Origin of the sequence: Vibrio lentus, from assembly GCF_002875945.1 — a bacterium.
In the GTDB taxonomy this organism is placed as follows: domain Bacteria; phylum Pseudomonadota; class Gammaproteobacteria; order Enterobacterales; family Vibrionaceae; genus Vibrio; species Vibrio apostichopi.
In genome coordinates this window covers 1-22,075 of sequence record NZ_MCZK01000017.1, presented here as the reverse complement: position 1 = coordinate 22,075, position 22,075 = coordinate 1, and the positions used below count along the sequence as shown (strand labels likewise).

19 protein-coding genes and 3 pseudogenes are annotated in these 22,075 nt (G+C 44.3%); 14 read left to right on the top strand and 8 right to left on the bottom strand.

Annotated features, from left to right (window positions below; genetic code table 11):
• Positions 1-43 precede the first annotated feature (43 nt).
• The 7 genes and pseudogenes from BCT49_RS01895 to BCT49_RS01865 all read left to right on the top strand — a co-directional run bounded on the left by BCT49_RS01895 (position 44) and on the right by BCT49_RS01865 (position 6,258).
• Complete coding sequence (locus tag BCT49_RS01895) at positions 44-229, top strand: hypothetical protein (protein WP_102433922.1); 186 nt, start codon at positions 44-46, stop codon at positions 227-229.
• A gap of 195 nt (positions 230-424) precedes the next feature.
• A complete protein-coding gene (locus tag BCT49_RS01890; protein ID WP_102433921.1) occupies positions 425-1,798 on the top strand; it encodes a YcjX family protein in 1,374 nt (457 codons plus the stop codon).
• Between the two features lie 14 nt (positions 1,799-1,812).
• Positions 1,813-2,865, top strand: a pseudogene (locus BCT49_RS01885) (YcjF family protein).
• A gap of 144 nt (positions 2,866-3,009) precedes the next feature.
• Entirely contained in the window at positions 3,010-4,554 is a 1,545-nt protein-coding gene (tyrR, locus tag BCT49_RS01880; RefSeq protein WP_017108195.1) for a transcriptional regulator TyrR, read from the top strand.
• Between the two features lie 18 nt (positions 4,555-4,572).
• Positions 4,573-5,160: a ribosomal protein S5-alanine N-acetyltransferase gene (gene rimJ, locus BCT49_RS01875; protein WP_102433920.1), complete on the top strand. Its 588-nt coding sequence runs from the start codon at positions 4,573-4,575 to the stop codon at positions 5,158-5,160.
• Positions 5,161-5,312: 152 nt separating this feature from the next.
• Positions 5,313-5,786 carry a DUF2947 domain-containing protein gene (locus BCT49_RS01870; protein ID WP_029223379.1) on the top strand — a complete coding sequence of 158 codons (474 nt, stop codon included), beginning with the start codon at positions 5,313-5,315 and terminating at the stop codon, positions 5,784-5,786.
• Positions 5,787-6,042: 256 nt separating this feature from the next.
• Positions 6,043-6,258 (top strand): hypothetical protein, encoded by a 216-nt coding sequence (locus BCT49_RS01865; protein ID WP_017108192.1) that lies wholly within the window; start codon positions 6,043-6,045, stop codon positions 6,256-6,258.
• A 172-nt stretch (positions 6,259-6,430) separates the two neighbouring features.
• On the opposite strand, the gene BCT49_RS01860 is transcribed toward BCT49_RS01865, so the two are convergent.
• The 3 genes from BCT49_RS01860 to BCT49_RS01850 form a co-directional block, all read right to left on the bottom strand.
• A complete protein-coding gene (locus tag BCT49_RS01860; RefSeq protein WP_102433919.1) occupies positions 6,431-9,271 on the bottom strand; it encodes an Hsp70 family protein in 2,841 nt (946 codons plus the stop codon).
• A 138-nt stretch (positions 9,272-9,409) separates the two neighbouring features.
• A complete protein-coding gene (locus BCT49_RS01855; protein WP_102433918.1) occupies positions 9,410-11,404 on the bottom strand; it encodes an Hsp70 family protein in 1,995 nt (664 codons plus the stop codon).
• Positions 11,404-12,036 (bottom strand): DUF2760 domain-containing protein, encoded by a 633-nt coding sequence (locus BCT49_RS01850; RefSeq protein WP_102433917.1) that lies wholly within the window; start codon positions 12,034-12,036, stop codon positions 11,404-11,406. The genes BCT49_RS01855 and BCT49_RS01850 overlap by 1 nt, the downstream gene beginning before the upstream one ends.
• Before the next feature lie 348 nt (positions 12,037-12,384).
• Between BCT49_RS01850 and BCT49_RS01845 the strand changes: the two genes are divergently transcribed.
• Together BCT49_RS01845 and BCT49_RS01840 are read left to right on the top strand one after the other, a co-directional pair.
• Positions 12,385-13,923 carry a sensor domain-containing diguanylate cyclase gene (locus BCT49_RS01845; RefSeq protein WP_102433916.1) on the top strand — a complete coding sequence of 513 codons (1,539 nt, stop codon included), beginning with the start codon at positions 12,385-12,387 and terminating at the stop codon, positions 13,921-13,923.
• Positions 13,924-14,010: 87 nt separating this feature from the next.
• Entirely contained in the window at positions 14,011-14,541 is a 531-nt protein-coding gene (locus BCT49_RS01840; protein ID WP_017109700.1) for a 3'-5' exonuclease, read from the top strand.
• Between the two features lie 246 nt (positions 14,542-14,787).
• On the opposite strand, the gene BCT49_RS01835 is transcribed toward BCT49_RS01840, so the two are convergent.
• The gene (locus tag BCT49_RS01835) at positions 14,788-15,318 is read right to left on the bottom strand and encodes a cytochrome b/b6 domain-containing protein (RefSeq protein WP_102433915.1); all 531 of its coding nucleotides are present in this window, start codon (positions 15,316-15,318) and stop codon (positions 14,788-14,790) included.
• 197 nt (positions 15,319-15,515) lie between these two features.
• On the opposite strand from BCT49_RS01835, the gene BCT49_RS01830 reads away from it, so the two are divergent.
• The 4 genes from BCT49_RS01830 (at position 15,516) to BCT49_RS01815 (ending at position 17,931) form a co-directional block, all read left to right on the top strand.
• Complete coding sequence (locus BCT49_RS01830; RefSeq protein ID WP_102433927.1) at positions 15,516-15,872, top strand: antibiotic biosynthesis monooxygenase family protein; 357 nt, start codon at positions 15,516-15,518, stop codon at positions 15,870-15,872.
• Between the two features lie 16 nt (positions 15,873-15,888).
• Entirely contained in the window at positions 15,889-16,569 is a 681-nt protein-coding gene (locus BCT49_RS01825; protein ID WP_102433914.1) for a hypothetical protein, read from the top strand.
• Positions 16,570-16,634: 65 nt separating this feature from the next.
• The gene (locus tag BCT49_RS01820) at positions 16,635-17,504 is read left to right on the top strand and encodes a winged helix-turn-helix domain-containing protein (RefSeq protein WP_102433913.1); all 870 of its coding nucleotides are present in this window, start codon (positions 16,635-16,637) and stop codon (positions 17,502-17,504) included.
• Complete coding sequence (locus BCT49_RS01815) at positions 17,494-17,931, top strand: hypothetical protein (protein WP_102433912.1); 438 nt, start codon at positions 17,494-17,496, stop codon at positions 17,929-17,931. The genes BCT49_RS01820 and BCT49_RS01815 overlap by 11 nt, the downstream gene beginning before the upstream one ends.
• A 137-nt stretch (positions 17,932-18,068) precedes the next feature.
• Here the strand turns inward: BCT49_RS01815 and BCT49_RS01810 are convergent, their stop codons facing one another.
• The 4 genes and pseudogenes from BCT49_RS01810 to BCT49_RS01800 all read right to left on the bottom strand — a co-directional run bounded on the left by BCT49_RS01810 (position 18,069) and on the right by BCT49_RS01800 (position 20,622).
• Positions 18,069-18,518: a TerB family tellurite resistance protein gene (locus tag BCT49_RS01810; protein WP_017109705.1), complete on the bottom strand. Its 450-nt coding sequence runs from the start codon at positions 18,516-18,518 to the stop codon at positions 18,069-18,071.
• A gap of 113 nt (positions 18,519-18,631) precedes the next feature.
• Positions 18,632-19,381, bottom strand: a pseudogene (locus tag BCT49_RS26365) (alkaline phosphatase family protein); the annotation flags it as partial.
• 108 nt (positions 19,382-19,489) lie between these two features.
• Positions 19,490-20,236, bottom strand: a pseudogene (locus BCT49_RS26360) (alkaline phosphatase family protein); the annotation flags it as partial.
• On the bottom strand, positions 20,188-20,622 hold the full coding sequence (locus tag BCT49_RS01800) for a hypothetical protein (RefSeq protein WP_102433911.1): 435 nt from the start codon (positions 20,620-20,622) through the stop codon (positions 20,188-20,190). The gene BCT49_RS01800 and the pseudogene BCT49_RS26360, both read right to left, overlap by 49 nt.
• A gap of 81 nt (positions 20,623-20,703) precedes the next feature.
• Between BCT49_RS01800 and BCT49_RS01795 the strand changes: the two genes are divergently transcribed.
• On the top strand, positions 20,704-22,020 hold the full coding sequence (locus BCT49_RS01795) for a MipA/OmpV family protein (protein WP_102433910.1): 1,317 nt from the start codon (positions 20,704-20,706) through the stop codon (positions 22,018-22,020).
• The last annotated feature ends 55 nt before the right edge of the window (positions 22,021-22,075 follow it).

Sequence of the window (22,075 nt, the reverse complement as noted above, 5' to 3'; positions counted from 1 at the left end):
AGTTATAAACACATCGTTTGATATAAGAACATAGGAGAGAGGAATGCCTCGTTTTATTCAGATCCTACAGATTATCTTGGCAGTGGTGATTGGTAGTTTCATTGGTTACGATTTGATCTTGCACGGAATCAGTATTTTTAACGAAAAGTACGTAACCATCACATGTGTATTATGGTTGATTGCTGAGATAACACTGTTTGTTATCTACAAGTTGATTGAAGACGATTAGTCCGACATCGTATAAAAATTTCAAAGCCCCTGATTATGAATGTAGTCAGGGGCTTTTATTCATCTAGCATTAAGAATGTGTATTGCATACTCACTACTATTAGCAAAAGCAGACAAACTATCCCAACAGGGAAAGAACATAGGCTGCCTCTCTATTATCATAATCAGTTAGCCTAACTATCACGGAGTCGTTCAAATGAAACACCTAACTCAAGAAATGAGTGACTTTATAAGCAGAGGAACGGATTCTCACATTAGAGTAGCGGTCACGGGGCTTTCTCGTGCGGGTAAGACAGCCTTCATCACTTCGCTGGTTAACCAACTTCTTCATACGTCTACTCACAAGAATTTACCGCTCTTTTCATCGGCGAGAGATGGAAGGATTATTGGTGCTAAACGTATCCCACAACACAACATGATGATCCCGCGTTTTTCTTATGATGAAGCGATGGAGTCACTAAACGCGCAGCCACCAGAATGGCCAGTACCGACGCGTGATGTCAGTGAGATTCGCCTAGCCATCAAATATAAGCCTGCCAAAGGCGCGAAGAAGCTGCTGAGTAAAAACAGCACCCTTTATCTCGATATTGTCGACTACCCAGGCGAGTGGCTACTTGATTTGCCGTTACTGGATATGGACTTTGATACGTGGAGCCAATCCCAGTTCGCAGCATTAAAAGGCGATCGAGAAACCTATTCACAAGAATGGAACGCGATGCGCGGTGACATTGATTTGTTGGCCGATGCCGATGAAAAGAAATTGGTCGCCGTTGCCGATAGTTATACCCAGTATCTACATACTTGTAAGAGTAACGGACTGCACTGGGTACAGCCGGGTCGATTTGTATTACCGGGTGAGCTTGAAGGCGCGCCCGTATTGCAATTTTTCCCGTGTGTAGCACCCGAGGGTAAGTTCTCGAAAACAAGCAACTATGCGGTTTTAAAAGCGCGTTATGAAGAGTATCAACAGAAGGTGGTGAAGGCGTTCTATAAGAATCACTTCGCGACGTTCGATAGACAAATCGTGCTGGTGGACTGCTTACAACCACTTAATGCGGGCTATGACTCTTTCATGGACATGCGTGGTGCGTTAGAACAACTATTGAAGAGCTTTAAGTACGGTCGAAGCAATATGCTAAGACGCTTGTTTGCCCCGAAGATCGACAAGATTTTGTTTGCCGCTACCAAGGCCGATCACGTGACGCCGGATCAGCACCCGAACTTAGTGTCACTGTTACAACAGATGGTACACCCTGCGTGGCAACAGGCGGCGTTTGAGCATATCGACATGAGTTGCATGAGCATCGCGTCTATTCAAGCGACGAGCGCGGGTTACATCTCGTCAGGTTCAGACAATGTTCCCGCGCTGCAAGGCGTAACCTTGGATAACGTGCCTCAAACCATGTATCCGGGTGAGGTGCCGCGTAAGCTGCCAAACAAACAGTATTGGGAAACTAATCAGTTTGATTTCACGAGCTTTAGGCCAATGGAGCAACACTCCGATGAGCCTTGTCAGCATCTGAGAGTCGACAAGGTCTTAGAGTATCTTATTGGCGACAAGTTGAAGTAATTGAGGCAATCAATATGAGTGAATTAAAAACGAAACAGGTCTTTGATGAACCGTTGAAGACCTCGTTCGATGAGCCAGATAACAATGAAGTTAGTCCAGACTTAGGCGCTCAACAGCTGTTTACAGAACAAGAGAAGTTTGTGCCCGTAGCACCACAAGTGGAAACCGACCTTGATGGTGACGCTGAGCAACAATTGGAACAGGTGATTCGACCGAGCAAAAAGAAGAAGTGGTTTGGAACGGGCTTACTTGTCGCTTTCTCCGGTCTGGTGGGCTGGCAGGCGATTGACTCTGTCATTACCGCTATTCAAACCGCTGACTGGTTAGCTTTAGGTTGGGCAGGCTTTATCGCAGCTATTGCTTCATTGGGTTTAGGCGCAATAGGTAAAGAGCTGTGGAAGCTGCGTTCTCTGAAAGACCATTTCAGTGTGCAAGAGCAGAGTGAAGAGCTACTGCAAAGCCAGAGCGTTGGTAAAGGCAAAGCATTCTGTGAAAACATTGCCAAGCAGGGAGGTATCGTTGCTGAGTCTCCTTCGTACGATAAGTGGCGAAACAGCATTAATCCTGCGCACAGCGATGCTGAAGTGTTGGATATGTACGATGCGTTGGTCGCGAGTCAGTAAGATAAAGTAGCCACCCAAATCGTAACTAAGTTCTCGACGGAATCAGCGGCCTTGGTTGCGGTGAGCCCATTAGCCGCAGCAGATATGTTGCTGGTGGCGTGGCGCAATTTCACCATGATAGACAAGCTTGCCGACGTCTATGGCATTGAGCTCGGCTATTGGTCTCGCATTAAGTTGTTCAAGTTGGTGTTAATCAACATGGCAGCGGCTGGGGCGAGTGAGCTGGCGATTGATGCGAGTATGGACTTAGTCTCGATGGATCTTGCGGGTAAAGTATCAGCAAGAGCAGGGCAAGGCCTTGGTGTTGGTATTCTTACTGCACGACTTGGTTTGAAAGCGATGTCATTGCTTCGACCTATGCCTTGGCACAATGACCGAAAAGTAAAACTATCCGACCTCCGCAAAGCTGTCCTTTCTGAAATAAAGCGCATTACGCTTAAATAAAGCGAACGACTTACCAATAAAACGGTAGACATTGAGTAGTTAGCGAGCGAAGAGTAAACATATGTTTACTCTTCTTCTTGACTGAACTTAGAGCTTAATTCACACTACTGTCAACTTATCCTGACACCTATAATAGGACTATTTGTGCGTCTTGAAGTATTGTGTGAAGACAGACTCGGCTTAACGCGCGAGTTGCTCGATATCTTGGCCTCAAAAAGCATTGATTTAAGAGGAATCGAAATTGATGTTAAAGGCATTATTTACCTAAACTGCCCTGATATTAATTTTGATGCTTTTAGTGAACTTATGGCTGAAATTCGCCGAATTTCAGGTGTGAAGGATGTACGTAAAATCCAATTTATGCCGAGCGAAAGGCATAATACTGAACTGATTGCTCTGCTTGCTAACCTGCCAGACCCCGTGATTGCGATTGACCTAAAAGGCTCAGTCGACATGGCGAACCACGCTGCATTGAACCTATTCGGCAAGCAAGAAGACGAAGTCATAGGTGAGCCGTTAGCGACGTTTGTTCCTAGCTTCAACTTTGCTCGTTGGATCGAAGGCGATGTAACGCGCCATCGTGAAGTCGTAGTGTTAGAAGGTTTGGACTTCTCAATCGAGATACTACCGATTTATCTTGGCGGTGACGTTAACGAAGCGGTACTGGCGAGCGCAGTAATGACGATTCGTTCTTGTAATCAAGAGATGAACTCGCCAGATTCAATCCCTGAACAGAACAACCTAGGCTTTGAACACTTTGTTGGTGTCTCTAATCGCCATAAAGCTTTGATCAGCCAAGCTAAGAAACTGGCTATGCTGGATCAGCCTCTACTTATTGAAGGGGATACAGGTACGGGCAAAGAGATGTTGGCTAAAGCGTGTCATAACCGTTCGAACCGAGCGTCTTTCCCATTCTTGATTCTAAGCTGTGCATCAATGCCTGATGACGTGGCAGAAACTGAGCTGTTTGGTCATGCTCCGGGTTCATTCAATCATGAACAAGGTCATAAAGGCATTTTCGAACAAGCGAACGGCGGTACGGTATTTTTAGATGAGATCGGCGAAATGAGCCCTCATCTTCAAATCAAACTGCTGCGTTTCCTGCAAGACGGTTCATTCCGACGCGTAGGCGAAGAAGAAGAGATGCATGCTGATGTACGCATTATCGCTTCAACACGTCATCGTCTTTCTGAATTAGCTGACTCAGGTTCATTCCGTGAAGATTTGTTCTACCGTTTAAACGTTTTGACTCTGTCTATTCCGGCACTGCGTGAACGTTCAAACGATGTAGCGCCTCTGTTGGAGCTCTTTGTTGCGAAATACGCACAGCAGTTGGGCATGTTGAAACCAAAACTGACGGTAGAACTTATCGATCAGTTGGGTAACTATCAATGGCCGGGCAACATCCGACAACTTGATAACATGGTACTTCGTGCATTAACTGAGCTGGATTCGGACACGTTAACTGTTGAGCAATTCCACTTGCCTCAACTTGAAACCATGACGGCAGGAATGGCGAATCTAAGCTTAGATGGCTCTCTAGATGAGATCATGAAAGACTATGAATCTCAGATTCTAGAGAAGCTGTATCAGTCGTTCCCATCGAGCCGTAAGCTAGCAAAACGTCTAAATGTCTCTCACACCTCAATTGCCAACAAACTGCGTGATTACGGTATCAGAAAGAACTGATCGAATAAGAACATGATTATGGAAGATTTGAGCACACCAGAACGCATTTATAAGCGCGATGGAAACCTGATTCTACGCACCGCTGAGATAGACGATGCGAACATGATCAGTGATTACTTTCAAACTAACCGAGAGTACCTTAAGCCTTGGGAACCGATTCGCGAAGATGCGTTTTTTGATAGAACGGGTTGGGCTCAACGTCTGATTAAGTTGAATGAGCTTCATAAAATGGGGCTAGGCTATTACTGTTTGCTTATTAATGATCACACCAACGAAATGTTGGGTACCATTTCATTCAGTAATCTATCTCGATTCCCATTCTATGCGTGTAATGTCGGGTATTCACTGGCTGAAAGTGCACAAGGTCACGGCTATATGCGCAGAGGCTTGAGCATGGCAAAGGACTACATGTTTGATGTTCAGAACATGCATCGCTTAATGGCGGGTTATATGCCTCATAATGAGCGTAGCGCTGGTGTGTTGGAACATTTAGGTTTTGTTCGTGAAGGCTTTGCTAAAGATTATTTGCAGATCAACGGTAAATGGGAAGACCATATACTGACTGCACTCGTTAACCCGAACTGGGAAGATAGGCGCGCTGTTTAGAGACCAATAGTCATTAGGCGTAAGTATCAATTAAACGTAAATACAGATTTAGAGGCAGTGACGAACATAGATAAAATGAAACCGTCACTGTATCAAAAAGAGCATATAGGCATGGAAATCCATAAGCCTAAGAAGAAATTTGAGGAATTTTGATGTCATATACAACTTTGGACGAATACCAAAGAAAATGGATTTTCACTCACCAGTCGATGCCATTACCAGCAGAGGACTTGGAAAAGATTAAACCAATGACACAGGCAAGGGCATCTCAGTTTTGGAAAGAGAACGTAAGCCCTCAAAGTCCTGATGCAGAAAGACTAAGTTCGCAAGACTGGCCGAGCAAGGCTTCTAATTGGAATGAAGAGATCAGCTGGATGGCAAATTGGGAAGCCGATGAGCCTGAAATGCCAGAAGAGATCCTTAACTTCATTGATTGGCAAGATGACGTAACTGTTTATTTTTGTTATGAAAAATACAACATCCTTGAAACTAAGTGGTCAGTTTTCAAGAAGCATTGGAAGAACTTTTTGTTCTACGATGATGGCCCAATTTTGCTAGGTCGCCGTCGTTCAGAAGCACTTTGGTTTGCAACAAACGGTACCGTTAAAATTGGTAACCGAGCTTAAGTAAGACACGACTTAATCAAGCGAATGTTGGACAAAATATTGATAAAAAGCGAGCTCTGAGCTCGCTTTTTTTGTGGCTAAAGATCGTCGAAGATCATTGGTAAATACACGTCATTTGAAGCCGATTTCTGATGAGGGTTTTCGTTAGCTTAGAGCTAGTAATTTTCGAAATTGAGATCGCTATCTCATTGGCTTAGTTGAAGTTTTGTGGGTTTGGGTTATCTTTATAGTACTGCCTTAGTGGAGGTGAAGTATTATGATTTGGGATACTCTCGAACGTGTAAATAAACTTCGCAAGGAAGCAATGGAGGATCCGGATTTTCTGGATTCGGCAAAAATGCATGAGCAATGGCTTTTAAGCGAAACTCATAATCAATCTAAGAATGGAGAGAAAGAGAAGAAACCGAAAAAGTTATCAGATATCTATGAAAACACCGAATTCCCTATTAACCCAACTGGAACGAAACATTAATAATGATTAACTGCAACACGGCTAAGGCTCTTAACCAAAAAGCTATAAGTCGACTAAACATACCAGCCTTAAGCCACCAATAAAAAAGCCACTTTCAACGAACCGAAAGTGGCTTTTTCTTTTCTCGTTAGCTTCTTTACTCATTAACAACTAAAGCTAATCGTTTTGAATACTAGCTATTGATTAGGCTTAAACCGCTTGGTAATGCATCACCAAACACACGCTTCGACTCGCTCTCAGAAAGCTCAGTGACTTCACTTACTAGCGTTAGCCAAGACTCTGGCACCTTGCTTTGCTTTAATTTTTCAAGAACCTGAGCACGGTAGTCATCAGAGATATCGAACTGTCGGTCACCCGTCTTACGACAAATCATCACAGCCGCGAAGGCAATCATCTGCTCTTTCTGCCAATTTTGGTCAAGCAGTTTTGGTAACCACTGTTCTGCTTGCTCTCTTGGAATGACGCTGTGTTGGCTTCCGTATAACGGTGTACGAGACGCTAAGCGACCCAGAGCCCACCAGTGAGCTTGTTCAAACTGATTATGGTTAATCGCTTTGCTTAAGAACCAAGTCGCTAATAGAACCTTATCTTCCACTTCAAGTTGCTCAAGTGACGCAGCTAATCTCACCATGGCTTCATAGCCGTTGTCTTGCGCGTCTTTAGCTGTCTTAGGGTTCTTCATTGCACCTGGATGAAGATACTTCGCGATATCAGCCAAGATGGTCTCTTGCTGTTCTTGATTTAAACCACCCGCAACACGGCGCCAGAATACCCACCAATCTGTCCAACCTTGATGGTTCTGGAATTGGATGTTTTGTTGGTAGAGCCCCCAAATTTGTTCAATACGCCATGAGTCGGTTGGATCACCAAAGCCAGGTCGCAAAGAGTAACCCGCTAAACGCAGCCAGTTCTTCTCGTGTGCTTCTGAGCGACGACGGCGTTTACGACCTAAAGAGAACGAATCAAACAGGTGACGGAGAGTAGTAAAGTCCCACTCTTCACGCTTACCAAGTCGTTTCTCAAGATCTTTGGCCAGTGTTTTGATCTCTTTCGATTCAGCACTTTTCTTGTTGCCGCTGTACAGGCGAGAAATCAGCTCCTTACATTCGTCCAGTCTTGGATGAAGTTTCGAGTTATCGGATTCGTCGCCTTGCTTGTTTCTGACTTCGAACTCAAGCAACCAACGCTTGGTGTCATCTTCCGTGCTCACACATTCCATTTTCAATGTGCCGACTTCAGTTAACTGACAAGCGAGCAGTACTTCAACGCGCTCTTTTTGGTTGGCTTGAAGCTCTGCAGTGCCTGATCCTTCTAGCGTAGAAATATAAGGTGGAAGAGGGGAGAACAAGTCAGCGTCGACATTGACCATCACACCATTTTGAATGGCGGTGTCATGAGCAATTTGATCGTGCGTTGAAGTCAGTAGATTGAAACGTACCGGCTCACCCAAAGTCAGTGAGAAACGACGACTGTTCAAGCGAATCTCTTGACCTTCTTCAGTCCCTTTGGCAAGCAGACACAGTGCTTTACCCATCTTGTTCTTTTCTTGTAGATGTAAGAAGTAAGAACGAGCCGCACCACCACCGATTTTCAGTTGTGCACCACGGCGTGCTTTACCAAAAGCTACTGCACCAAGGGCTACAGACCAGTCAGGATGAGGGTTATCTAAGACGGTGATTGGCGCACCGTTCCAATTGCCAAGTAACTGAGTAATACGTTCAGTGACAAGCTCACTGTTGAATACACCACCGTTGAGTAGCACACCGACAGGTATCGCTGGTTTTGTCTCATCAAACTCGATTGCGCCAGATTTTTCTAGTGCCGCTTTTGATACCTGCTGGTGTGTCGCTAGGAATTCGGCAACGTGCTTACTTACCGCAGGATCTGCTGCGTAGGGTAGGCCGAACTCTACAACCGCGCTACGGCGTTTGTCAGGTACTTCAGTGAACTCAGAAAGTGGGAAGAAACCTTCAAGTGCAATCTGATGAACTTCTTGTTTGGTTAAACCAATACTCTTGGTACAGCCAAGCAGTTTTGAACCGCTGCCCAACATGGTGATCTTCACATCGTCTGGCGCATTAGCAGAAAGCAGGCTCTCTTTTGCGGCGCGAGTTTGTTGAATAAGCTTGGTTAAGCTTGAGGCATTCAACTTTTTGTTTTGATTGAAGCGTTGCTCTGCAAGGTGGGCAAGAGCCAAATCGAGGTTATCACCCCCGAGCATCAAGTGTTCGCCAACGCCGATACGGTCGAGTGCGAGTTCTTGGTCATCACTATTGTTTGAGTTGAAGCTTGCCTCGATCAAACTTAAATCGGTGGTACCACCGCCGACATCACATACTAGAATCAGCGGGATCTGTTGAAGTTCGTCTGCAGCGGTTTGTTGGTGACGTGCATACCAGTCATAACAAACGGCTTGCGGCTCTTCGAGTAACAGAATCTTACCTAAGCCCGCCAGTTCTGCCGCTTCGAGTGTCAGCTTGCGTGCTGTCTCATCGAATGAAGCAGGAACGGTGACGACAACATCTTGGTCTTCAAGCTTGTTGCTTGGGTTACGGTAGTTCCATGCTTGGCGGATGTGGTTTAGGTAGCTTGCGCTTGCGACAACAGGAGACACCTTATCGACGTCAGTTGCGCCTGCCCACGGCAGAATGTCGGAGTTACGATCAACCGCTTGGTGAGATAGCCAGCTCTTAGCACTGGATACTTGGCGGCCTTCAACTTTTGCGCCCAGTTCGCGCGCCCATTCACCAACGATGACGTTTTGAATATCGCCTTCAACCAAACTTGGTTCCCAAGGCATGGTGAGATCGGAAGGAGAGATCTGACCTTGTGCCGGATGGTAACGAAATGAAGGAAGCAGCGGCTTGCGAACCACTTCACCGGGGCCGATGAGTTGGTCAATATCGAAAAGAGAAACGGGAGCATGTTGTAGGTCGTCGTTGATTTCACAGTAGGCAACCACAGTGTTGGTTGTGCCTAAGTCAATGCCGACTAAAAAACGAGGAGATGCCATACAAAACCTTATTCTGCCAAAGTGATGACCAGTTAATGGATAGTCTTGGTCTTATTATTGTCTTTGGAATGTTTTTAATACAGGGCTAGGGAATCGCATTGATAAAGTAACGGCACCCGTTAAGGTGCCGTTGATTCATTATGCTTGTTCGTTTGAGTCGTTATTCGAGTCTTCACGAACGTCGAACTCAACGTGCCATTTCTGACCATTGTCAGTGGCAATCGCTTCTAGGTATAACGTGCCTAATTCAGTAACTCGAGACGCTAAAGTCACCGGAACCACTTCACCTTCGCGACGGCCTTCAGAAACAGGCAGTGTCACTTGGATTTCAGGAAGCTCATCAAGATCTTCTGGAGCCCAGTGATCAAGGTGCGTACCCGCTTGGTCTTCACGACGTGTGGTTGAACCGAAGAATTGGAAGTGAACTGGCTGACCAATCACTAGACCGAACTCTTGGCTAGGTACTTGAACGCTTGAACCTTCTTCCATACCAAATGGTGCAACACACAGTGCTTCCATTGGAGGAGCCATACCCGGGATTGCTGGCATCGCGCTTTCAATTCCTACGTAGTAAGAAGAAGCGATACCGCCACGGATACGAACGCCTTGGCCACGACGAACTGCGCCGTAGTAAGAAGCGCCACTTGCAACTGCTAGGTCTAGATCTAGGCCTGAAAGCTGTTTAGCGAATTCTGCGTCTGCATTAATTAGCCATTCATTGATCGTGTCTGAAAGACGATCAGCAAGTAGGTTAGATTTTAGAACACCACCATTGAACAGTACCGCTGTTGGTTTGATGAAGTCTGCCGCTGGCGCTTCTGCACCGGGCATACCAGGCATGTTTGCAAACGGGTTAAAATCTTGCTGAGCGGCTTCACTATTTCCAGAAAGCGCATTGGCTTGCTTAGAAAGGAATGCAGCAATGTGACGAGTGATACCCGCGTCTTGAGCGTAAGGCAGACCCATTTGAGTCAATGCACCACGAGTTTTCTGTACCGGGTGATCCGTTACCGCCACTTGTGGGAAGAAGCCGTCAACCAATGTTTGTTGTACTTCTTGCTGAGTCAGTTCTGTTTTCAGTGTTGCGCCAAGTAGCTTAGAGCCACGACTTGGAACAACGATCGGAACAGATTGGAGTTCAGCATCGTTTAGCAGTGCTTCTTTCGCATCACGACATGCATGAGTCATCGCTTGAACCTGCCAAGGAGCCAGTTCTTTGCCTTCTTGAGCCAGTTTCATTTTCAAACGGTAAGCGAGCGCTAAGTCCATGTTGTCGCCGCCAAGTAGGATATGTTCACCTACTGCAATACGGTTCAGACTTAGGTTGCCTTCATCTTGTGTTACTTCAACTAACGAAAGGTCAGTTGTACCACCTCCGATATCGACAACAAGAACGATGTCGCCAACGTTCAATTCATCACGCCAAGTATCGTTGCTGTTATCAATCCAGCTGTAAAGAGCTGCTTGTGGCTCTTCTAGAAGCGTTAGGTGAGTATAACCAACATTACGAGCAGCTTCAGCCGTTAGGTCACGAGCCGCAGGATCAAACGAAGCTGGAACGGTGATCGTTACATCTTGGTCTGCCAGTTTGTGTTCTGGATTCGCGTGGTTCCAAGCATCTTTTAGGTGCTCTAGGTACAACTCAGTTGTCTTAAGCGGAGATACTTTTTCAACTTCTTCAGGGCTACCAGCAGGAAGGAAAGCATCACGACGGTTCACACCACCGTGGCATAGCCAAGATTTAGCACTTGCGACCAAGCGGATAGGGGTTTTAGAACCAAGGTTACGCGCAATAGCACCCACCAGTGCTTTAGGCTCAGAAGACCAAGGCAGAACGCGAGAACCCGCATTCATTTCATGTTCGTGCGGCTGGTATAGGAACGAGCCAAGTTGGCTGCGAGTTTCTACTGTACCAGGTGCCGTTAGCTGAGGGATTTGCATCACCTCTACACGAGCATCTTCATTGGTTGTGTCGATGTAAGACAAAACGCAGTGTGTGGTACCTAAATCGATACCAACACTGAACTTAGGCGCCTGATGTTGCTCTTGAGAAGATAGCTCTTGAGAAGATAGCTCTTGTGAATGCGTCTGTGCAGATGACTCGTGCGATGATGGCTGAGTTTGGTGTTCCATTATAGCTCCACCTCTGCCGGTGCAATCACAGATGCATCGTAGTTCTCAGCAAGCTTAGGCAGGTTCATATCAGTGGCTTTCCAACCTTTGTGAACCAAAGTGCCGTTGAATGGCGCGTTACCCGTTACATTGCCTGTTAGGCGAATTTCTTGTGGGTTGAAGCCTTCAACAACCGTGATACGTGTTTCTTCATCTTCAGTGCGGATGTGAGACAGCGTTACGTAATCGGCTAGTACTTTTTTACCGCCAGTGTGAATAACACGTGCTGCTGCGCCAACTTCTTCGTCAGAGAACGAAGTCAGGTCTTCTTTTAGGAAGTCGATTAAACGCGCTTCTTGTTGCATGATAGACAGAAGTTGCATTGCAGAATCTGTCGGTGCTGTTGCTAGCTTAGATTCAACTTCAACGACTTTCTCGATCACTTTTTCTACTTCAACAACTTTCTCTACTTCGATAATTTTTTCAACTTGCTTTTCAACTTCAACGATTTTCTCTACTGGTTTTTCTACGACTTTCTCAACCACTTTGGTTTTACGAGAAACGGCAATTAACAGTAGTAAAACGCTTGATGCAGTTAGGCCTGCGTGAAGCATATCAAACGTCTGTGGGATTAGGTTCAAATCAACGATCATAGTGATTTCTCTTTAAAATTGATTTAACGGTATATTCGTCGGTTTAAAGGAATATACAGATTGGAAAGAAACACGATGGCACAAGTCCAAAACGGTCACTTTCAAGCTATAAATATGGATGGATACTAGCATATTCAAGGCTTAAGAGTGGTATTTAATGTTTTCAATCAAGTGGGTTTTTAGTGTGTTAGCTTGAAAATTAGTCGAGATTTGTCTGAATATTGGCCGCTGATGTAAGCGAGAGGTAAACAATGCCCGTTTTATGTCAGTTTTAAGACTAAACAGAAATGGAGCATGATTCCCTTCCGTTATATACTTTTAGCTCATTAGAGCCTATTTGGAAGCCACATGCCCCACACTACCGACCCACTAACAGGGTTGAAGAGACGAACTCTCCCACTGGTCGTATTTGCGGTCAGCTTTTTGATTACTGTGTTGTGTTTTATATTAGTCGCGCTGAACCAAAACCGCGCACTGAATATGAATTTGAATAGCTTCGCAAATCATCAGACACTGAGCTTGGAAGCGTTTATCGGCAATGATGTGGCTTATATAGGTTCCGGCGCTAATTTTTTCTATTCCAATGATCCCGAGAACTGGGATAAATTCGACCGTTTTGCTCAGCAAACCATTAACGATTCAAAGAGTCTAATCGGTTTGCAGTGGATGCAAAAAGTGTCAGTAGATGAGATTGCTGAACACACGGCTAAAATGGAAGAAAAGTACCCATTCTATAAGCTATTCACCATCCCGAAGCATGAAGCAAAAACCTATGGCTACATCTTAGATGGTGAGCCAGCTTTTATCGCCAGCGATATCTATCCCAATACCCCAGCGAACGATAGAGTTCTCGGTTTTTACTCTTCTCGCGAGCGATTTAAGCTTGTCTTAGAAAACATTAAACAGACACGCGAAGCGAATATTTCAGACAAGGTTCGTTTGATACAAGATGGCTTAGATCAAGAGACACCAAAGAGTGGCATGTTGGTTTATCACCCTGTGTTTGAAGGCGAAAGCGATAATCTACTCGGTGTTGTGATTGGTGTAGTTCGCACCACGTATTACTTTGAAAACCTGCTGGCGTCTGCCGTGGGTGATATGGACGTTTATATTCGTGTTACTGATACCGGATTCGAAGCGGAAGATTCGCCAATCTTGTTCGAAACTGATGGTTATGAGGCCGTTTCTGGGCATCACATAACCAAGACAATTGCACTGACCAATCGTGATTGGAAGATCGATTACAAGATCGATTCATGCATCTCTTTTTATGGCTATCTGGTGTTAACAGGCATCGCATTGGTAGGGACAACCATCTCGTTGTTGTTGGCGTACATCGTTAACATGCAAATCAGAGAGAAAGAACGTTTATATCAAATGCTGGATAAGAGGACTGAAGAACTTCGTTTCTTAGCTGATCACGATAGCCTGACCGAAGTGTATAACCGACGTGCTTTCAATAAGAAGCTCGACAAAGCCATTGAGCGAAATCAGCCCTTTAGCCTTGTTGGGTTTGATATCGATAAGTTCAAAGGCATTAATGACCAATTTGGCCACCCTGCAGGTGACGCCTTGCTCATTCATGTCATCAAGCTGATCTCGGTGAACTTGAAAGAGGGAGATAACTTGTTCCGTTTAGGTGGTGACGAGTTCTGCATTATTTCTAGCATTTCAGACCATGAATCTCTGAATCGTTACTTAGAGTGCATTATAAACACCGTAAGTCACTCTCATTGTGAACACAAAGGTCGACAGTTAAGTTGTACTTTGAGTATCGGTGCAGCCATTCGTAACAGTGAAGACTCTGAAGAAATCATGCAAAAAGCGGACAGCATGCTCTATCAAAGTAAGTCAAATGGCCGAAATAGAGTCACAATTGCAGGCTAAATGAGCACTTGATGCAACTGGGGTCGAGTTCTTTATTGGGCTCATGTACAATTTCAAAAAACTTTTGATGAAAGAATTGGGCGACGTATGAATCACAATCGAGTGGTATGTTTCGATTTAGAAATGTGCTGTTGGAGCAAAGATGGTGTAGGAACAACAGGAGAGATCATTGAAGTGGGTCTTGCTGAGATTGATCTTGTATCTGGAACCATCGTGAAGCGCGCACAATATTACGTTAAGCCCGAAAAAGACGAAGTCTCTCTGTTTTGTGCAGAGCTAACAGGCATTACACCTCGCAAGATAGAAAAGCAGGGGCGCCCTTTAGAATCCGTAATTAAATCGATGATTAAGAACTTCGGTGGCCCAAAGAAAATCTATGCTGCTTGGGGGCGTGATGACCTTATCTTACACAAAGAATGTATAGAGAAAGGCATCGAACCGCCGTTTAGCGAGTTCTTGAACATCGCCACACTTTATCGTGTTCAAAACCGCCTTAAAGAGAAACGCATCGGACATCGCGCCGCTCAAGAAGCTAAGAACATTGAGTGGGAAGGCCGTCAGCACTCCGGCTATGTCGATGCTTATAACCTCGCGAAACTGACACTGACGATGCTTTAGTCTTTAAAAGCGATTGGTCTCTTAAAGAACAACAGACAACAAAAAGCCACCTTCTAAGTTTCTATATGATCTGGGTCTCTATATGATCTAGGTCTCTATATGAACAGAGTTTATATATGAAAACTAGGTGGCTTTTTTGTATTCAAGGAAAGGAGCTAAATAAATCAAGCTTTTGATTCTAGTTATCCAAGCTAATTAGATATTCAGCCAGTTTTCTTATTCAACTTAGCTCCTTATTCATCCTAATTACTTACCAAGCATGTTTTTTAACTTATCGCCTTTATCGAAAAAGTGATGCTTCATCGCGCCTAAAACATGTAACGTTACCAACGACATGAACACCTTAATTGCAGTTGCATGAATAAAAAACAATAGGCTAACCATTTCTCTTTTTGCTGCCCCTTCATTAAATACCCATGAGTAAACACTGAATATCGGTGTATCAATCAATGCGATACTTAACCCCGAGACTGCAATAAAGGTCAGTGTTACCGCCTGAATAAGTTGAATTACTCTAGGGATGGTAAATCGGCGCTCACCTCTTTTCGGTTTAGCGATCATTCTTGCAATCAGTATGTTTATCAGCACTAAAACAACGGATCCAAAAATCTGATGTATTAATATTGTTGGGTATTTATCTGGGAAGGGGAGCAATCGGCTTGATATAAAGCCAAGGGTTAAGGTCATCATAACAGCACACAACATTGCCCAATGCAGTGAATCGACTTTGTTATTTTCGTTATTGTCTATTCTATTTTTTATTATTTCTTGGTTCATCCGACATTCCATTATTAGTGTTAATCGATTTATTATATTTATCTGGCGTCTGTTATGAATATGTTTAACCGATGTTTAATATTAATAATAAAGTATCGCTTTAATTAATATTAAATCGTTCGTGTTGCTCTTGATGGCGGTTTTATCTCTGTTAGCGTGGTCGAATCTAATCCACGGAGAGCGATATGAAAATCGAGATGAAGAGTTTGATTAAACAAGCCATTACTTTGAGTTTGTTGAGTGTGAGTCCATTAGTCTTTGCACAGCCCGTTGTACTTATTAACACCTTCTCAGTTGAAACAAGTAAAGAAGCCGAAACGTTAGCGTATTGGGAAAGCGCTAGGGACGTACTCATTGAGCAACCGGGATACATCTCCACTACGCTGCACCGTTCGCTAAGCGCTGATGCCACTTACCTGTATGTGAACGTCGCTAATTGGGAGACCCAGAAACATTTCCTCGATGCTATCTCTGTGATGAGAAAAGAACTGCCTGCACTCGATATTGAGGGTGTGACTGCCGATCCTAATCTTTACGAAGTTATTCGCCATTAATTGAGAGTTAGTTCAAATGAAATATGTACCACGATTGTTTTTAGTTCTTTTTAGCTTTTTGTTCTCTGTCAGCAGTTATTCTGCGGCTTATGGCGTTTCGGTTGCGTGGAAAACACAAGATGCTCAAGCGGTATTCGACGCGATGCCAACTCAGAAAAAGGCGTTCGCTAATCTGATTGATGCAGGGCTAATTCACGATATGTTTGTTTCTGAAAGCTTCATTGGCGATCAAGCATTCCCAATCATTAAGTTTGTAATGGAAGCAGACAGCGAAGAAGAAGTAAGACGTGTTATTGGTAATCTTCCTCTTCAATTTAAAGAGTTAGCAGAAATAACAGAGGTGAGAGATATTGGCAGTAAGTGGTTAGATACTGAAATTGCGTTTAAAAATTATGCGATTGAGTTATCTTGGAAAGAGCCGGAAGACCAATTAATTGCAGATAAAATAATCAGTGTTGATTTGCAAAAAGTGGTGGACTGGAGCGCTCAAGGCGTTATTACATCGGCCTATTTAAAAAACCAAGCGATTGCAGAAGCTCAAGCTAATCAAATGGCGATGATCAGACCTATTTATTCTATTGCTGTATTAGCACGAGATGAACAACATGCACTTGAAATTGCTAATGAACTTAATGCTGTTAAATTAGGATTTGCTAGTGTAAATATCAGTGAGCTAGGTTTTAAACTCACGTTATGATTTTGAAATAAAATAAATTTCCATGTTATTCTAAGGTGAGTCTATTAACACGTTTAACTCACCTTATGAATAATAATAAAATACAAGAATATAACTTGGTTATTGAACTTGAAAATCGACAATTGCTTAACCTGTCTTTAAATAAGCAAGTGACCTTATCCCCATCAGAATGTTTAATTTTAAAGCACTTGATGGATAATTGCTCACAAACCATTGGGCGAGAGTTCCTCCTAACGCATTGTTGGCCGGGTAGAGTGGTAACAAGCAGCTCTCTTAATGTTGCGATTAAAAACGTTCGTACCGCGCTCAAAGAAGTTGGTTCTGACTGTAAGGTTATCACTGTTCAAAAAGAGGGCTATTGCTTTGTCTCACCAGATAAAGGAGAGACTCAAGTTGCCGAACTTATCAACAGCCCTAGCGAGAATGCCCCAGAGCGACTAGAAAACAACAGCGCTCCCCAATTCGTGAAAACTCCTACCGAAGTTTCCGACGTTATTGAGGTGCCTTTGTCTAAACGCCAATCATTAGTTAATTTCGTTCATAGCAAAGACAAACTTCATTTTGTGCCGTTAGTGGCTGGTATTGCGGCGAGCGCGTTGTTGGTCGTGGTGCTGTCTTGCCTCGGCTTTTTTATGGAGAAAACATCTATTAATGGCATCGATGTATACCACGACAGCGTCGATTTCGACTCGATGCTGGTGGAAGATCTAATGTCGCTTGCTGAACCTGGCGTCGAGGCAATATACCTTCATCGGTTTGGTGTGGATTGTGGAAGTCTTCAAGTGGTGATTTTGACCCCTAGTGGTTGGCAAGACATCAGTTCAGATTTTGAATTAAGGCTTTGCAGTGCAGGGCTGGCAGGGCTCAACGAAGTAGAACGACTTGATAGCAGAGAAATAAACAAAGCCACAGAAGGGGGCGTCAATGAAGCGTAGGTTTTGGCTACCCATTTTGGTGACCTTATTCGCTATCTTATTGTTTGGCGTGATTTCAGGAGTAATGACCCGAGGGGCTTATCAGTTTGAAGGGGTCTATGACAATATTGGTTCAGAGGTTGTGACCCTAGAGCTAAAGAATGGTCGCTCAAAAATGCGTTACGTTGGCTACAACATTGATGGACAAGTGGTACAAGCCAAGCAATTTTTTGGCGTGTTCTTACGTTGGGGGAATCACTACTATTTCTACCAGCTTGAACAAAACCAAGCTCACGGGCAGCAGACCTTCAACGTGAAGAATCTTTTTATTCAGCACCACAGCAATAAGCGTAGCGTGATGGTTTCAGACCAGCGCGGTGCTTACGTGACCAAAGATGGGAAAATTCTAGAGCTGAAAGGGATTCTGTACGGGCGATCGCTTCGCTAATTCATGTATCGTTCTTTAAGCAAGCTTGTAGAGAACAGTTCAGCTTAAATCGATTTAATTTTGGCTTATCCAATCCAGGCTCATCCAATCCAACAGCGACGGTTTATTGAGCCGTCGCTGTTGATTCCATTGAGAGTCTAATCTTCGCCCAGAACGCTTAATTTACTTTTGATGAAGTCTTTGTGGTCAACATAGAGTAGTTCTGCGGTTTTACGGATCACTGAATCTTCAAGTGGGTCAATCTCTCCATCGGCATGCGCGACTTCCCACATAGCTTTGATCAAGTCTATGCGAACTGGCTGCGAAAGCTCTCGCAGTTGAGAAGTGAAGTCGTACAGAGAAACAGATTGTTCAACTTGAGGCTCAGCTTGTGCCAATAAGGCTTTTGATTCTTCTTCGGTTATGTTCAACAAACGTTGTAGCAAGTGAAGCTTGGCTTCTTGTTCTGATTCGTTGATCGCGTGGTCAGCACCGGCCACTTCGCATAACAAGCTGGCGATAGCTAAGTTAGGAGAGGCGGTGGGTGTTTTACCTAAATCAGAGCCTTCAACTAATTGTTTAAATAACGAGGTAAGTGAGTTAAACATAAGAGCATTCCAGTTATGGTGAATATTATTACTATTGGGCCTACAGAGTGTGATCGCAAGCGTCTTTACTTAAAACTGACATTACGAACACGCTAGCGATAAGGAACACTTGTTTAGTCAGGCTCTGGAAAACGCGTGACTTTGCCATCACCACTTAACGTCGTAATCGCTTGTGGTTTCCCGTCGCTATCTAACCTTAACTCACCAATGGCACTACGGTTTGAAAGGCGATAAAAGGTCTGATTGTCAGGACTACGCTTTTCGATTTTTAGGCGCTTTCGCTTGGTGAAATAGTTAAGAACTGAGCGCGGGCTATATAACAATCGGTCACACACATCGCAGAATTTAAGCAATGGTGCAGGGAACTGGTTTTTGATACCACTACAAGTTATCTGGTAGATGTTCGGACTGTTTCGGCGATACCTAAGCTTAATGTCGTAGGCAAACGAGTAGTGAACATCACCAGAAAGCACAACGAAGTTGGTGGGCGTTTTGGTGTGGGTAAAGATACTGATGAGTGTGTTCGCGCTGCCTGGGTGCGCCATCCAGTTTTCAGCATCAATCATCAATGGCTTACCTATTGTTGTCGCTATCTTTTGTAGTGTTTCAATGAACTTAACGCCGAACATTGGCGCAGCAGAAACAATCACCACCTTTTCTTGATTAATCAACTGGTGCTGAAATTCGGTCAGCGCTTCCCAGTCCATCAAACCCGATGGCTTGTTCATTCGAGATTCAGAGCGCCAACGACGTGTCCGAGTATCCAACACAATCACTTTTGGTGACGTGTTGATGGTGTAGTGCCACTCTTCAAAGCGATCGATCATCTCTAAGTATTGTTGGTGTTTTTGGGGATCTATATTCTTACTGAGATCGCCGTGGTTTTTTCTATTCTTTTCGACATAGCTTTCGCTATTGCTTTCACCATTATTTTCGACACTGCTTTCGCTTTCGTTACTGCTAATCACTGGAGAGAAAAGCTGTTTGGTTTGCTCGATAAATTCACTGCTGAACTTCTCTGGCGCATTACCCCAGCCTTGGCACATCCAATAAGCAGCAAGGCCGTTACCAATCACTTGAGTCGCAAAGCGATTCTGATCGACGGCATGCTCCCAACCTACTGTTAAGTTCCAATCATCAGTGACATCGTGGTCATCGAAGATCATGTAAGTCGGAATATGAGCGAACAGTCGCTGCACTTGTGGCAAGCCTGCGACGAAGTCATCAATGATAACGCTCTCGTCACGCCACTGTTGTTGCTCGGCAGGCGTTAATTGACGTTCGGCCTGCTTGAAATCATTTTCGATTAATCGCTCACGGTTGATGCATTGCCACAAGGTCGGAGACCAAACCAACAAGTACATTGCGATGAATTCAGACAAAGTGACTAAGTGATTCTCACAATCGGTCGAGCTGAAAATAGGAATCCCGCGTTTAGGGAATAGCTTATCGAGCAGCGAATCCGAGGTGTTGTGGTGTGGCAGTAGGTGATGGCGTTGATAGAGGTGATATTCACTCTCAAACAAGGCATCACTACTGTTGATTTGGCTAACCTGTGAATCGGTTGGTAACTCTTCACCAATCAGACCAAGCAATTGAATCACTTGCTGAATGGCATCCAATGTTGGACCTGCAACATGATCAGCGTAGATCTGATCACCGCTCATCATCAGCATATCTGGTCGTTCAAGTACCGTTTGGGCAGCGATCTTGTTGTCTCAAGGACTTCGATAACTTCTGAGCTAGAAAGTTCATGACCCATTAGAAATATTGCCAATAGGGCATCGGCTTTGGTCTTGGTATCGGAAGGCTCGTCTAACAACAGTTCAAGCTTTTCTCGAATCATAGCAATTTCGTGCTCAACAAAGCCACGGCCTTCGTCGTCCCCTTGGTTTTCTTCAGGGGCATTATCAAACTCCATAAACAGCAGCTCACCGTCCAACTTTGTGTTGACCAGTCGCTCTGGTAACCATTCCTCACCCATAACGATATCTGGGTCGGAATCATTGGGTAAGTGGTCTATAATGTTTTGTAATTCTGAGACTTTCACAATACTTTCATTTAACCGAGAATATTCTACATTGTAACGGTCAATGTCGATCAAACCTAAAATTAGTTGGCTGGCATGGCCAATAAATGTCTATTCAGTAACACAATATTTATTACAAAGAGTAATTACACAAGAATGAAGCACAAATTTTCACCGAAGCTCATTTCGTACGGGGCGGTTTTATTAGGTAACGCTTTTTTAGGTAATAGCGTGGCGTGGGCTGCGGAAGAGCAAGAGTGGGGCATTGCCGCAATGTTCCGTACTGCGAGTATTCCTTACGACACCTCTGGTGGCGACCAATCGGTTAACTCGTTTGTACCGATGTTATTCTTCAAGAACGATTACGTGTTTATCGACGGCACTGAAATGGGCGCATACCTGTATCAAGCCGATGATGAAAAGTGGTCACTGAACGCTATTTCTCGTATGCGTTTTATTGATATCCCAGCTTCAGAGCAAAACGCCATTGAAGGTGATACCGCCGATTTCGGTGCTCAATTTACTTATCAACTTGATGATCAATGGGCCGTTGAAACGGAAATCATGAGTGACAGTGAATACAACTTCCACGGTAACCTGCGCGCAAAAGCCAAGTATGAAACTGGTGATTGGGAGTTTTCTCCAAGTGCCACGTTGCGTTACAAAAGTGCCGATTTCAACAGTGAATACTATTCAGCATCCAATGAAACGATTGGTGCAGGTGTTGACTTAAACGTTGGTGTAGAAGCGCGTTACCATGTGGTTTCGAACTTGTACCTATTGGGCTCAACCAGTGTGACTCGGTTGGATGACAACGCCTACGATTCATCGATTATCGAAGACCGTTATCAAGGTGAACTCTACTTTGGTTTTGGTTTCTTCAATGATAAAGAGAAAGCGCCGAAACCTAAGCTAAGTAACGCACCTTATCTGCGTGTTGCACACGGTTGGGCAACGCCATCGAACATTGGCGATATCATGAAGTTCAACGCGGAGAAAGACGAATACAACAACCAACTTACATCGTTCTTTTATGGTCACCCTTTAACTGATGAGATTTTTGGTTTCCCGTTGGATATCTATCTAACGCCGGGTATTGCGCATCACTGGAGCTCAGACGTTCAATCCAGCAGTACCGAATATATTATCGCAATCAAAGCGTACTACACCTTTGATTGGCCAACCCAGTGGCGTGTTGGTGTGGCAGAAGGTATGTCTTACATCGATTCGATTACCTACATCGAAGGGTCTGAGATGGATCGCAAAGGGTATACAGCGAGCCATCTGTTGAACTACTTAGACTTCTCATTTGATGTGAATGTTGGTGACCTAATCGGTAAGAACGATTTGAACAACTTGTGGTTCGGCTACTCGTTGCATCATCGTTCTGCGATCTTTGAAAACGCCTCTCAGTTTGGTCGTATCAAAGGCGGCAGTAACTACAACACCGTTTACTTCCAGTACGAGTTCTAAAAGCCAATTCAACAATACATGCCGCTCCCTAAATGAGGGCTTTGTTGCGTAATTC

Coding starts and splice junctions, on each gene's coding strand:
- BCT49_RS01895 (WP_102433922.1), top strand. CDS start 44: ATGCCTCGTTTTATTCAGATCCTACAGATTATCTTGGCAGTGGTGATT.
- BCT49_RS01890 (WP_102433921.1), top strand. CDS start 425: ATGAAACACCTAACTCAAGAAATGAGTGACTTTATAAGCAGAGGAACG.
- rimJ (WP_102433920.1), top strand. CDS start 4,573: ATGGAAGATTTGAGCACACCAGAACGCATTTATAAGCGCGATGGAAAC.
- BCT49_RS01870 (WP_029223379.1), top strand. CDS start 5,313: ATGTCATATACAACTTTGGACGAATACCAAAGAAAATGGATTTTCACT.
- BCT49_RS01865 (WP_017108192.1), top strand. CDS start 6,043: ATGATTTGGGATACTCTCGAACGTGTAAATAAACTTCGCAAGGAAGCA.
- BCT49_RS01860 (WP_102433919.1), bottom strand. CDS start 9,271: ATGGCATCTCCTCGTTTTTTAGTCGGCATTGACTTAGGCACAACCAAC.
- BCT49_RS01855 (WP_102433918.1), bottom strand. CDS start 11,404: ATGGAACACCAAACTCAGCCATCATCGCACGAGTCATCTGCACAGACG.
- BCT49_RS01850 (WP_102433917.1), bottom strand. CDS start 12,036: ATGATCGTTGATTTGAACCTAATCCCACAGACGTTTGATATGCTTCAC.
- BCT49_RS01845 (WP_102433916.1), top strand. CDS start 12,385: ATGCCCCACACTACCGACCCACTAACAGGGTTGAAGAGACGAACTCTC.
- BCT49_RS01840 (WP_017109700.1), top strand. CDS start 14,011: ATGAATCACAATCGAGTGGTATGTTTCGATTTAGAAATGTGCTGTTGG.
- BCT49_RS01835 (WP_102433915.1), bottom strand. CDS start 15,318: ATGAACCAAGAAATAATAAAAAATAGAATAGACAATAACGAAAATAAC.
- BCT49_RS01830 (WP_102433927.1), top strand. CDS start 15,516: ATGAAGAGTTTGATTAAACAAGCCATTACTTTGAGTTTGTTGAGTGTG.
- BCT49_RS01825 (WP_102433914.1), top strand. CDS start 15,889: ATGAAATATGTACCACGATTGTTTTTAGTTCTTTTTAGCTTTTTGTTC.
- BCT49_RS01820 (WP_102433913.1), top strand. CDS start 16,635: ATGAATAATAATAAAATACAAGAATATAACTTGGTTATTGAACTTGAA.
- BCT49_RS01815 (WP_102433912.1), top strand. CDS start 17,494: ATGAAGCGTAGGTTTTGGCTACCCATTTTGGTGACCTTATTCGCTATC.
- BCT49_RS01810 (WP_017109705.1), bottom strand. CDS start 18,518: ATGTTTAACTCACTTACCTCGTTATTTAAACAATTAGTTGAAGGCTCT.
- BCT49_RS01795 (WP_102433910.1), top strand. CDS start 20,704: ATGAAGCACAAATTTTCACCGAAGCTCATTTCGTACGGGGCGGTTTTA.